This window comes from Pseudoflavitalea rhizosphaerae (assembly GCF_003991355.1).
GTDB lineage: Bacteria > Bacteroidota > Bacteroidia > Chitinophagales > Chitinophagaceae > Pseudobacter > Pseudobacter rhizosphaerae.
Map to the genome: position 1 here is coordinate 182,073 of NZ_RCSU01000001.1, position 12,472 is coordinate 194,544.

Sequence of the window (12,472 nt, forward strand, 5' to 3'; positions counted from 1 at the left end):
AGGAAATTATTGGAAGGCTTTCTCATGATCCAGCAACCACTGTTTACGATGAAGGCCTCCCCCATAACCTGTAAGCTTTCCATCTTCCCCTATCACCCTATGACAGGGCACCAGTATCGAGATCCTGTTCATGCCATTTGCATTGGCTACGGCACGGATGGCTTCAGGCCTTTCCAGTTTCATTGCCTGCATCTTGTAAGTCCTTGTATCGCCATAAGGAATTGTGATCAGCATCTTCCAAACGGACTGCTGGAATATTGTTCCGGGCATGAAGAGCGGTACCGAGAACTCTTTTCTTTTTCCATCGAAATATTCCTGCAGTTCCTTTTGCAATTGATCAAAATGTTTGTTGGCACCCTGCACAATGCTTGCATTGAGGTGCTTGCTCAACCATTTCAGTTCTGTTTCCAGCATCTTGCGGTCTGTGAATTCCAGCAAACAAATTCCCTCTTCCGTGGCACAGGCAAACATGCTGCCCAATGGTGTTTCAAGCCTGGTGATATTGATAAGCCCTTTCTGTTTGCTATTGGATGGAGATACCCCGTAAACAGTCCTGAAAGAATCTCCGAAAGCACTGAGTGATTCATAACCTGCATCATAGGCTGCTGCTGTTACGCTTTCGCCATTCCGGATCTTTGTGAATGCAGTATTCAAACGGAACATCCGCTGGTAGGCATGAAATGTGATCCCATGATTTTTAAGAAACCAACGGCGCACCTGGCTGGGCTCAAGTCCCAGCTGCAAGAGGTCCCAGTCTTTCAATTTAGTGGCGGGGTCATCCTGTATTTTCTTCATGAGGGCTCTGATCTGCCCAGGCGCTTCGCCCATGCTCTCCAGCGGATGGCAGACCTTGCAGGGCCTGTATCCCCTGCGCATGGCTTCAGCTGTGGAAGGCAGGAATTCCACGTTCTCGGGTTTAGGCTTACGAGCCGTACAGGTAGGCCGGCAGAAAATGCCGGTGGTTTTTACTGCCGTGATAAATTGCCCTTCAAAGGAAGGGTCCTTATCGATAATGGCCTGGTACATTCTTTCATTCGTCAACATCTTCTTTTCTTTTTTGCTCAAAGGTAGAAGGGTGCAAAAGCCTGAACAACCGGAAAATTGACAAGTATTTTTCTTATGCCAGCCACTATGCTTACCAGTTATTCTCCTGGTCTTTATTGGACCTCTCCAATGGTGCCGGAGGATTGGTTTTCCAGTCTATATCGTAGCGGACAAAGAATGCCAGCCAGCCGGTACGGGCCACGCGCATCAGGTACGGCTGCAGCAGTATCAGCAAGCCCGCATTGATGCCGAGCCACCAGAAGAAACGGTTATCATAAACAGAAAAACCTATCAGCACCCACCAGGCAACGAAAGTTGCTGCGCTGATTGCGATGGAAAGCGCGTAGCTGACATAGCTGGAACCATAATAGAAGCCCACTTCAATGTTAAACGGTTGTTTACACACTGGGCACACATTGTGCATTTTCATGGTTGTTTTCAGGTTCCAGGGATTTTTGGCAGCGAACATATCGCCCTGCCTGCACCTGGGGCATTTGCATGCCAGCAGATTTAAAATGGTTGGTTTCTTTTCCGTTGCTGTCAGGTCCATATTTTCAGAATGTGGGATCATATAGAACTATTTATCGAGTATACTTTTTCTGAATGCTTCGGGTGTTTGTCCTGTATATTTCCTGAAGAATTTCGAGAAATAGGAATTGTCTTCAAACTCCAGTTCAGAGGCCACTTCCGCAATGCTCATATCTTCGTTTACCAGTAACCGTTTTGCTTCCAGGACCACACGGTCGCGGATCAGTTCCCCTGCCGGCTTGCCTGTTACATGTTTGCTTAATGCATTGAGGTGATTGGGCGTTACAAACAGCATGGCCGCATAATCCCTGGTAAGCTTTTTTTCCCTGTAATGCAGATCAATCAGCTTCTGGAAATTTTTCAGCAATACTGAATTGTAGTTGGCTACAGGTATTTTTTCAGCAGGCGTTGCCAGCCTGTTCACATGAATGAACAATTGTATCATCGCCGTTCTGATCATATCATCTTTCAGGTCCGCTCCAGCTGCTTCTTCACGCAATATCTTTTCCAAAAGTTGCACCAGCTGCGGCCGCTCCTGTTTCGGAATTTTGATCACCTGTTCAATGGCATTACCGGAAAAGAATAGGAACTGGTCCAGGTAACGCGCATTCATCAACAGGGTATTGATATAGTTTTCGGAGAAATTGATGATATATCCTTCAGGAGTTTTTTTGAAATTCCATTCATGGACCTGGCCCGGCGTCATGAAATAGATCTGGCCGGGCTCCACGGGGAAATTGATGAAATCGATGGAATGACTACCGCTTCCTTCAGTAAAAAACACCAGGTGATAGAACGAGTGCTTATGGGGGAAATGCAGGTCTTTGTGTGCTTCCAGGTAATGGGAGAAACGGTCTGTCATGAAATCGTTCTTCGTTACCGGGGTATCAGCGATGCTGCAAATACTGTATGTAGGAAGGGGCTGCTTTGCCATTGCCTTAAATTCTTGCACAAAGCTATGAATACTACAATGGCTTTGGAGGTAGTTTTTAATGGATTTATGGTACTTTTTACTGATCCCGGGAAAATACCCGGGATGGAATTCAGGAATCAGGATTTCCTTGTGATCAGCAGCTTATCGATCCGCGGCCCATCCATATCCATCACTTCAAATGCAAAATCACGCCACCTGATCTTCTCACCGGCAATTGGGATATGGTTCACCTGGTCCAGGAAAAGACCACTCAGTGTATTGTAATTCCCCATGGCATCATCTTCCTCGATATCGAAATAATGCAGGAACTCGAAGAAGGGATATTGTCCATCTGCCAGCCAGCTATGATCATCCCGCTGCTGGATGGAATATTCCTCCTGGTTGTATTCGGTGGAATCACCCAGCAGTGCGTCCAGTACGTCGTCCATCGCCACCATACCCTGTACGGTACCATATTCATCCACCACTACGGCATAGTGCAGTTTCTTTTCTTTGAATTGTTCCAGCACTTTGTAAGCTGGGGTTGATTCATGAACCATCAGCGGCGCCCTGAGATAACCGGTCAAACTGAAGGTTTCATTACTCAGTTCATCCGGGAAAATATCTTTCACGGATACTATACCCGCGATATCATCGAGATTACTCTTACGGCAGACGATGTAAACCGAATGTTTCTCTGCGCCTGCTTTTCTTTTTACCGTTTTCAGGTCATCATCCAGGTTGAACCAGATGAGATCTCCCCGATGCGTCATCAGTTCGCTTACACGGCGGTCGCCCAATGCAAACACGCGGTGCACGATGGTTTGCTCGATCTCGTCTATCTCACCGCCTTCAGCGCTTTCCAGTACCATTGCCTTGATTTCCTCTTCGCTGATGATACCCTCTTTCTGCCCTTTCAATCCAAAGATGGCCAGGAAAAGATCATTCGTTTTCGTAAGCAACCAGATAAATGGCTTGGTGATCACAGATACGAGGGTCATCGGTTTGGCTACTGTTGCCGCAATCTTTTCCGGGAACATCAATCCGATCCTTTTGGGCAAGAGTTCTCCGAATACGATACTCAGGAAAGTAACAACCACCACAACCGCTGCCACTGCAATGGTATTGGCATAAGGACGGAGTATGTCTATTTTCTCAACTGCCATTTTTAGTGAAACAGTTATGGTATCACCGCTGAAAATACCTGTGAGAATGCCTATCAGCGTAATGCCGATCTGAACGGTAGACAAAAATGTATTTGGACTATTTGCCAGCTCCAGGGCTTTTCGTGCATTGCTGTTGCCTTTCCTGGCAGCAGCTTCCAGCTTGAATTTGCGTGAAGACACCAGCGCGATCTCGCTCATCGAGAATATGCCATTGAGCAAAATCAGAAAAAGGATGATGAGAATTTCCATGATATATTTTATTAGGGTAAGGGCCGGGGATTATGCTTTTACTGCTCCATTATCCTGGAATAGTAAACAAAAGAAATTGTAAGCAGTTCGATCACAACCATATTTCAGACCGGGTTCGATGCAATGGGTATTTCCGGAGGTGGCGAGAAGATATTCAGAAATCCTTTAAGCAGGTGGGCAGTCTGCGCATTTTGGTACAATGCACAGGAATAGTTGGTGGATGGGGAATATACAGTATGAGGTCTGTTCACAGGAAGCAGAATTGGATATGCTTCCAGCTTCTCCTGTCCGGCAAAGACGGGATAACCGCTATCGTCATCCTCATCTGGCACCAGTTGGTCATTGCCGCAGATTTTTTCAAGGAAGAATTCTGCGATGGTATCGATATCATCCAGTTCGCCGGAATGATAAAAAGCAAAATCAGCACGGATAGAATAATCGAGATCGATGCTCTGATTAAGGACATTGAATGCTGTAAGGACCAGTATCCAGGTGGATAGTATTTTTTTCAGGCGTTTCACCGTTCAGGCAAAATTAGTGGAATCAGGGCAGGAAAAAGAGTATAAATAAATGATAAAATAATACCATTTAATTCTGCCGCTTGTCTATTCTATACCCCGAATTGCCTGAGGTGGTGGTCGGCATGCTTATAAGCGAATATGCCGATCTGTTCATCGGTCATCTTTCCAAAGAAATCATGTACGAACCGTGGATTGGAATAATTCGCATAGGCTTCAACGTTCTCTATCCAGGCTTTCTTTTGCATTTCCAGATCACCGGAAAATTTCTTTATTACATGAGGACCGGCGGGCATTCCTTTTCTCATGGGTGTATTATCTTTAGTCTGAGATCTGAGCGCCAGTTTGCCAAAGATCTTTCCCAGCAGGTCCTGTCTGTACGCTTGTCCTTCTTTCTTACCCAGCACCCATTCATTCCAGTTATTCATGTGCTTTGCCATTTCACAGACAGTCATCTTCCCCCATTGCCTTTGGCTGTTATCATTCAATGATTGAATGCGAAGGATCAATGCTTTCCGGATAGCAGGATCAAAAATAGATGTGATCATTGGTGGATGTTTTTATCGATATACTATTGATTCAACACCACAAATTTGCACGGAAATGCAATAGGAAAGCGGGTGCAACGCTGTCAAATAAAGGGTGTAAATGCGGCACGGCGGCCTCAGAGGCTTTCAGCCGGAATCTGCGCTTCCAGGTGAGTGATCAGATTTCTTTTGATTTGCGCGTAAGCATCATCCTTAGCTTCAGCGAAACTGACATTGTATTTCCTGGTGATCTGCTGCAGGTCTTCCGGAAACTTAGCCAGTAAACTATCATAGTAATTCTCCAGTTCTGTTTCATTGGGCATTTCGTAGGAGATACGGAACTGGAAGCGGCGCAGCAATGCGCTATCGATGATATCAGCGTGGTTGGTAGCGCAGATCAGCAATGATTTTTCGGGAAAATAATCGATAAGCTGAATGATCGTGTTCACCAGTCGCCTCATCTCACCCACATCCTGTTCCTGGTTATCACGGGATTTACCGATCAGGTCGAATTCATCCAGGAACAGTACAGCACGCTCCTTTGCAGCCTTATCGAAGATCTGCTTCATGTTCTGGGAAGTTTCACCGATACGGGAATTGATCACATTGCTCAGGTTGAGGATCAGGATCGGCCTGCCCAATGCATTGGCAATGGCTTTGGCGGTGGTGGTCTTTCCGCATCCGGAACTACCGTGCAACAGGAGTTTGTTGCTAACGGGCAGGCCATACTTATGTAGTTCTTCTATGTATTTGTGCTCCCTGATCAGTTGCAGGATAAAGGCCCTGCTTTCTTCTTTCAAAAAAACTTCGTCCAGTTTTACTGTTTCCTTGTCGTTAATGATCAGATCGAATACGTTCATAGACCGCCTGCATTTTCAGGCCGCAAGATACAACAGCCTTCAGTTTTGCAGGCCATCTTTATTTTTTATTGGTCAAAGGCTGGTATTCGCCATACACTGCATCCCTGAAAGTCTTGTGTAGTTTGACGGGGTCGTAAGGGAAAAGCTGAGTGAATAAAACTACCGTGATCTCATTCACAGGATCCACCCAGAACAATGTGCTGGCCGCCCCATCCCAATAAAACTCGCCCGTGGCGCCATTCGTCTCTTCCCTGGTAGCTGGCGGGCCAACTCGCACGGCAAAATCGATACCGAATCCAACATTGCCTTTTCCCGGCAGCCAGCTTCTTTTGGTAAGCGTATCCGGCAATTGGTTGGTGGCCATCAGCGCTATGGTTTCCGGTTTGAGTATCCTCACTTTACCGAGCGCTCCTTTGTTCACCAGCATCTGAGCAAATTTTGTATAGTCGTCAAGCGTGGAGGTTAGCCCCCATCCTCCCGGTTTCAATGTCCAGTTCTTTAAATTGAATGTGCTTGCCTGCTCGTCCGGTACGCGGGACAAAACGCCTTCATTGTTTCTGAAATACACCGCGGCAAATTGTTTCCTGTCTTTTTCCGGCACTACATAATGTGTATGCTTCATACCGAGCGGATCGAGGATGTTTTTCTGAATATACTGATCGAAAGGTTTTCCGGAAATACGCTCTACCAGGTATGCCTGCACGTCAACCGAAGGGCCATACAACCATTCATCGCCGGGATGGAATTGTAATGGAACGCTGGCGAGTTTGGCAGCCATCTGCGCCAGTGAGTTGTTTGGATTGAATGCATCTGCATTTTTCACCAGTGTAGCCAGCGCTGGAATATCCGTTCCGGGAAAACCGGCCGTATGGCGGGTTATATCGCGAATGGTGATCGGTCTTTTAGCAGGTTCCAGGATCATTTTCCCGTTGGCATCTACGCCTTTGTACACCTGCATATTGGCAAACTCCGGTGCATATTTTGCCAGGGGTTCATCCAGATGAAAAGCGCCTTGCTCATAAAGTGTCATCAGTGCAACACCGGTTATGGGTTTTGTCATAGAGAAAATGCGGACGATAGTGTTCCTGTTCATTGGAACATTCGCTTCTTTGTCTGCAAACCCAAAAGCATTGAAATATATTTCTTTTCCTTTTTCGAAGATCAGTGCGGAGAGTCCGGCGGTTTTACCTGCATCGATAAAATGAGTGAGTGTGGAATCGATCCTTTTTTTGACAGCAGCACTGATAAGGGGATCTGACTTTTTATTAGTTGATTGACCTGTGACTGGTTGAATACCGGAGAACAGGAAAATGACCAGGAGAAGGGAAATGATGATTTTCATTTTTTTCGTTTTGTCTGTGCATGGGAAAACAATCTGAATGTAATGAATTTTAAAGGAAAGTCCAATGCATGTACAAAACGAAAATGGCCACCCGGAGGCGGCCATTATTACTTATTGATCTGTTGTACCCCGGACAGGAGTTGAACCTGCACTTCCCTTTCGGGAAAAAGGATTTTAAGTCCTTCGCGTCTACCGATTCCGCCACCGGGGTGTTTACATTCACTAATGAATCTAAACAAAAAATTCCATTCAACATTTTCAGTAGAATGGAATTTATCTGAGCGGAAGACGAGATTCGAACCCGCGACCCTCACCTTGGCAAGGTGATGCTCTACCAGCTGAGCTACTTCCGCATTTGCTACTTTTTACAGCAGCGATATTTTTATAAAGAACTGATTATCAATCGTTATTGGGAGTGCAAAGATAGGGATTTTTTTATTCTGCCAAAATTTTTTTCCCTTTTTTTCTCCCTTTTTTATTTGTACTCGGGAGTGTACAGGGTGCTGGGTTGCACAGTAACTTCAGGCTTACCCTTGTACTTGTGTTTGTACAGGTTGTAGCAACCGCCCAGCACAAAAGCCATTACACAAAAAACCTGCAAATAAAACAGAAACGAAGAGGAGTTTACCCAATTGCGTTTGAAGTCTTTGTCGCGATAGTCTTTTTCTTCCAGATGTTGTTCCATATGAGTGAATTGCGATGCAAAAGTAATAATTCAGTTCCAAAAAAATCAACATTTTGACGAAACAATTTTCACAAAAGTTTTTTTACCGTGCACAAAGTAGGCCCACACAACACTCTTGTGTAAATACCCCTGCAATTTGCGATGCTTGTTCAACCCTGTCCTGTCCATTTTCTTATGAGCACATAACCAATACAGGAATGCCCAGTGAGCTTTCACTACGGCAACAAAATACGTAACCTCCCCTGCCATCAGGCTTTTGAATGCAGAGATGGCATCCAGCCAGAACCGCCAGGCGATCTTTACAAATGCTTGTCCGGCAGGAAGGTTCTTTGCCATCATCACTAAATTATTTCTGAAATTCAGGAACACTTTGCGCGCATTCCCTTTAGGTAGCGTTCCGCCGCCAACATGGTAAACAACGGACTGTGGGCAAACATATACCTGGTAGCCTGCCAGCTGCATACGCCAGCAAAGATCGATCTCTTCCTGGTGCGCAAAGAAGAACTCATCAAAGCCATGCAGCCTGTGAAATAGTTCCGCCTGCACAAACATCGCTGCACCACTGGCCCAGAAGACGGGAGCAGCATCATCGAATTGACCTTCATCTTTTTCACACTCGTCGAACACCCTTCCTCTCGCAAATGGATAACCGAGATAGTCCAGCCACCCTCCTGCAGCTCCGGCATATTCGAAATATTCACGTTGATGGAACTGCCGTAATTTCGGTTGACAGGCCCCGATAGTTTTGTCGGACTCCATCAATGCAATCACCGGCTCAACCCATCCCGCCTCCACTTCCACATCTGAATTGAGCAATACATAATAATCGGCCTTCACCTGTTTCAGTCCTTCATTGTATCCTTTTGCAAAACCATGGTTCTTTGTAAGCAATACTACCTTTACAGCCGGAAAGGATTCACGCAGGAACTCCACTGAATCATCGGTAGAGGCATTATCGATCACCACCACTTCCTTATTGGCATAAGTGGTGCCCATCACAGAAGGCAGGAACTGCTCCAGGTAACGGCGGCCGTTCCAGTTGAGGATTACGATCGATACTAAAGGTTGATTCATGAATGCGCTGAATTGACAACTGTTATAACGGATGCAAAGGAACGTTATTTTGGGGATTCGTTCAAACGGCGACTACCACCCCATCCTGCAAATTAACTTTACGTATATTAGTTGCATGATCCAACCGCTATTCAACTGGAGAACAGGCCTGGCGATAATTGCCATCGCAATCGTCAGCGGCACTATCTTCTATTCACAATTCCTCGCCCGTAAAATCGCACGTGAGGAAAGAGCAAAAGTGGAACAATGGGTGGAAGCCGGCAAACTCCTCCTGAACGATACAACGGGGCTGAGTGACCAGCTTGCCGGTATGATCATCACAGAAAATACCACCATCCCCATCATCGAAACGGATGAGAAAGATCAGATCACGCAATACGTGAACTTAGATTCAGCTTCCATTGCAGAAGACAGTACCTGGCTGCAAAAGAAAAAAGAAAAATTCCAGAGCGATAATGATCCCATCATCTGGACGGACCCCCGCGACAGCACCCGCATCAACCATTATTATTATGGTCATACTTCTTTACTCAACCAGATCCGTTATTATCCGATCGTGCAATTAATGATAGTTGGGCTCTTCATCATCATCACACTCACAGCGCTCACAACCAGCTTCCGAAGTTCGCAGAACCAGGTATGGGCCGGCATGGCAAAAGAGACCGCACACCAGTTGGGCACTCCCCTCACCTCTTTGCAAGGCTGGATGGAAATGCTGCGCGAAGAAAAAGCCAATGAAAAGATCGTGGCCGAACTGGAAAAAGATATCGACAGGCTCAAACTGGTGTCTGACCGCTTCAGCAAGATCGGCAGCGCGCCCAAACTGGAATCACACAATCTTGTTACTCAGGTAGGCGGCATGATCGAATACATCCGCAAGCGGGCAACAGGAAAAGTGCAATTCAGTCTGGATGTGAACAACCAGGAAAACATTTCAGCGCTGATCTCCCCTCCGCTGTTCGACTGGGTGATAGAGAACCTGCTCAAGAATGCACTGGATGCGATGGAGGGAAAAGGACAGATCAGTATTCAAATACAGCAAAACCCCAACAATATTATTATAGATGTGACCGATACCGGTAAAGGCATCAGCAGTCAGCATATCAGCAAAGTGTTCAAACCCGGCTTCACTACCAAGAAACGAGGATGGGGACTGGGACTGAGCCTTAGCAAGAGGATCATTGAACAATATCACCGGGGTGAACTGTTCGTAAAGCAATCAGAGCCGGGAAAGGGCACAACTTTCAGGATCGTGCTGAAGAACAAAACGCAGGTCAGATAAGGATTGCACGCATAATCGATTAAAACAGACCGGTTTATTCCAAAAAAATATTCAAGTTTTTTGAAAAAGAATTTCGTGGATTGCAAAAAGGTTTTACATTTGCAACCCCGAAAGGGAATGGCGCCCAGGTGTTGAAACTGGTAGACAAGCCACTTTGAGGTGGTGGTGTTCGAAAGGACGTGCAAGTTCGAATCTTGTCCTGGGCACAAAAAAGGTTGTAAGTGATTGCTTACAACCTTTTTTCTTTTAGTCAAAAGCTTTCCAGCATATCCATCTATTTCCACCAATAATAATAATTGTGGTTGCCATCATACTCAAACCCACAACGTGGATAGAGCTTGTTTCCTATGTCATTTGATTTTTCAGTTTCAAGCATAAGTCCACAAGCACCTGTTTCATCACACCACTGTTTGGCCCGGTCAATCAAGGCCACAGACAGTCCTTTGCCTCTGTAACCAGGATGAACGAACAAATCGCTTAACAGCCATTGCTTGGCAAGTTTGATATAGTGATATAATTTATACAATTGAACAAATCCCGCCGCTTTCCCATCAACATAAATCATAAAGAAATTGGACTGATCGTTATCCAGCCTTGCCTTGATAAAATTCCTGCATTTTTCTAAATCGTCTGCCTGACGATAAAAAATCCGATATTGATTGAACAACTCCGCAGCTGTATCTAAATCTTCAAGATTTGCCTTTTTGATGTTGAAATCCATTTTCAAGTATTTTGTTTTAAAGTGCAAATCTATTTTTTAATAGGACTACCTTTATGATCCAGTTTCAACAAACACAGTAGTCCAGATGCTTCCGTACGATCGAATTATAAATATTGATAGAGACCTGAAAATCCCCGTTTACAGACAGATAGCCGTATCAATAACCAATGCTATCAGGAATGGCGTATTAAAGGCGGGTACTCATCTACCCGGAAGCCGTGAGCTTGCAAATTTTTTGGATGTACACCGAAAAACGGTAATAGCTGCTTATGAAGAATTGAACGCACAGGACTGGATTGTGGTTACCCCAAGAAAACACGTTGCTGTATCGGAACATATACCAGTTTTGAAACCACGGAACTGGAGCAACTTAGTTCCTCCAAAGGCGTACAGAAATAATTTCAGTTTACCGTTTAGGATTGTGGAGAAGAATGGATTAGTAAGCAATATTACATCCGCTTCTGATATTGTTATTGACGATGGACATCCCGATACAAGGTTATCACCGATAGATAATCTGCTGAAAAATTACCGAATGCTGACTACACGTAAACATGCCATAAAGGATGCACATATCGGCACAGCACAGGGAACATTGAAGCTAAGGGAAGAACTGGTTGCTTATCTGTCAGAAACAAGGGGATTGAGTATCACTTCCGAAAACCTGCTCATTACGCATGGTGCGCAAATGAGCATCTACCTTTCATCACAGTTGTTATTACACAACAGCACAACCATGATAATTGGAAAGCCTAACTATCCAATTGCAAATAGTGCCTTCAAAGAAACAGGAAGTAAAATCATAGAGGTCAATGTAGATGACAACGGTATAGACGTGAATGCCATTGAAAATATATGTAAAAAGAAAAAAATAGACGCAGTATACGTCATTCCGCATCATCATTATCCTACAACGGTTACTTTAAGTGTAGAAAGACGGATGAAATTACTGGAACTTTCAAATGAGTTTTCGTTTACCATCATAGAAGATGATTACGACTATGATTATCACTATAGCTCATCACCGTACCTGCCATTAGCAAGTGCAGGTCATAACGGGAATGTAATTTACATAGGCTCGTTCTCAAAATTGTTAGACCCGGCCATAAGGATTGGATTTATGGTAGCTCCGAAAAATTTCATAATTCAATGTACTGCCTTACGAAACGCGATAGATGTGGGAGGGGATGGATATATGCAAAATGCGCTCGCCATGATGATAAAAGAAGGTGAACTGAAAAGACATATTAAAAAAGCAAAGAAAATATATCATGATCGCAGAGATATTCTGGACAGTCTCTTAAAAGAAAAACTGGATCAATACATTACCTATTCACTACCAACAGGCGGTATGGCGATCTGGGTAAAACTGCTTTCTCAATATCCCATCAGTGAGTTGGCAGTGATGACTGGATTAAAAATAAAACAAATCAACATAGAGCAAAATGCATTTCGCTTTGGGTTTGCTTCAATGGATGAAATGGAACTTAAAAATGCCGTTGAACAATTAGCATATCAATTTCGAAAAGCACACTTATTAATATAACACGTTGGTCAAAAAGA

General features: G+C 44.7%; 13 protein-coding genes and 3 tRNA genes. 3 read left to right on the plus strand and 13 right to left on the minus strand.

Translation table 11 applies throughout. The annotated features are described in order from the left end of the window. Positions 1-6: 6 nt before the first annotated feature. The 12 genes from D9Y29_RS00750 to D9Y29_RS00805 form a co-directional block, all read right to left on the minus strand. Positions 7-1,065: a bifunctional transcriptional activator/DNA repair enzyme AdaA gene (locus D9Y29_RS00750; RefSeq protein ID WP_206513673.1), complete on the minus strand. Its 1,059-nt coding sequence runs from the start codon at positions 1,063-1,065 to the stop codon at positions 7-9. Between the two features lie 70 nt (positions 1,066-1,135). Continuing rightward, positions 1,136-1,615, minus strand: a complete 480-nt coding sequence (locus D9Y29_RS00755) for a DUF983 domain-containing protein (RefSeq protein WP_127124528.1) — start codon at positions 1,613-1,615, stop codon at positions 1,136-1,138. Between the two features lie 6 nt (positions 1,616-1,621). Further along, positions 1,622-2,506: an AraC family transcriptional regulator gene (locus tag D9Y29_RS00760; protein ID WP_127124529.1), complete on the minus strand. Its 885-nt coding sequence runs from the start codon at positions 2,504-2,506 to the stop codon at positions 1,622-1,624. Between the two features lie 116 nt (positions 2,507-2,622). After that, the gene (locus tag D9Y29_RS00765) at positions 2,623-3,900 is read right to left on the minus strand and encodes a hemolysin family protein (protein ID WP_127124530.1); all 1,278 of its coding nucleotides are present in this window, start codon (positions 3,898-3,900) and stop codon (positions 2,623-2,625) included. A gap of 104 nt (positions 3,901-4,004) precedes the next feature. Then, positions 4,005-4,421 (minus strand): hypothetical protein, encoded by a 417-nt coding sequence (locus tag D9Y29_RS00770; RefSeq protein ID WP_127124531.1) that lies wholly within the window; start codon positions 4,419-4,421, stop codon positions 4,005-4,007. Between the two features lie 89 nt (positions 4,422-4,510). Continuing rightward, positions 4,511-4,966, minus strand: coding sequence for a DUF1569 domain-containing protein (locus tag D9Y29_RS00775; RefSeq protein ID WP_241237817.1), 456 nt, complete (start codon positions 4,964-4,966; stop codon positions 4,511-4,513). A gap of 116 nt (positions 4,967-5,082) precedes the next feature. Next, the gene (locus D9Y29_RS00780) at positions 5,083-5,805 is read right to left on the minus strand and encodes an AAA family ATPase (RefSeq protein WP_127124532.1); all 723 of its coding nucleotides are present in this window, start codon (positions 5,803-5,805) and stop codon (positions 5,083-5,085) included. Positions 5,806-5,863: 58 nt separating this feature from the next. Continuing rightward, positions 5,864-7,147: a serine hydrolase domain-containing protein gene (locus D9Y29_RS00785; RefSeq protein WP_127124533.1), complete on the minus strand. Its 1,284-nt coding sequence runs from the start codon at positions 7,145-7,147 to the stop codon at positions 5,864-5,866. A gap of 125 nt (positions 7,148-7,272) precedes the next feature. Beyond that, a tRNA-Leu gene (locus D9Y29_RS00790) sits at positions 7,273-7,358 on the minus strand. Between the two features lie 69 nt (positions 7,359-7,427). Continuing rightward, a tRNA-Gly gene (locus D9Y29_RS00795) sits at positions 7,428-7,500 on the minus strand. 122 nt (positions 7,501-7,622) lie between these two features. After that, positions 7,623-7,832 carry a hypothetical protein gene (locus D9Y29_RS00800; protein WP_127124534.1) on the minus strand — a complete coding sequence of 70 codons (210 nt, stop codon included), beginning with the start codon at positions 7,830-7,832 and terminating at the stop codon, positions 7,623-7,625. Between the two features lie 45 nt (positions 7,833-7,877). Continuing rightward, positions 7,878-8,906 carry a glycosyltransferase family 2 protein gene (locus tag D9Y29_RS00805; RefSeq protein WP_127124535.1) on the minus strand — a complete coding sequence of 343 codons (1,029 nt, stop codon included), beginning with the start codon at positions 8,904-8,906 and terminating at the stop codon, positions 7,878-7,880. A gap of 115 nt (positions 8,907-9,021) precedes the next feature. Between D9Y29_RS00805 and D9Y29_RS00810 the strand changes: the two genes are divergently transcribed. Together D9Y29_RS00810 and D9Y29_RS00815 are read left to right on the plus strand one after the other, a co-directional pair. Beyond that, the gene (locus tag D9Y29_RS00810; RefSeq protein ID WP_127124536.1) at positions 9,022-10,188 is read left to right on the plus strand and encodes a sensor histidine kinase; all 1,167 of its coding nucleotides are present in this window, start codon (positions 9,022-9,024) and stop codon (positions 10,186-10,188) included. 122 nt (positions 10,189-10,310) lie between these two features. After that, positions 10,311-10,394, plus strand: a tRNA-Leu gene (locus tag D9Y29_RS00815). 68 nt (positions 10,395-10,462) lie between these two features. On the opposite strand, the gene D9Y29_RS00820 is transcribed toward D9Y29_RS00815, so the two are convergent. Next, complete coding sequence (locus D9Y29_RS00820) at positions 10,463-10,909, minus strand: GNAT family N-acetyltransferase (protein WP_127124537.1); 447 nt, start codon at positions 10,907-10,909, stop codon at positions 10,463-10,465. Positions 10,910-10,994: 85 nt separating this feature from the next. Here D9Y29_RS00820 and pdxR point away from each other — a divergent pair, with 85 nt between their 5' ends. After that, positions 10,995-12,455: a MocR-like pyridoxine biosynthesis transcription factor PdxR gene (pdxR, locus tag D9Y29_RS00825; RefSeq protein ID WP_127124538.1), complete on the plus strand. Its 1,461-nt coding sequence runs from the start codon at positions 10,995-10,997 to the stop codon at positions 12,453-12,455. Positions 12,456-12,472: the final 17 nt, after the last annotated feature.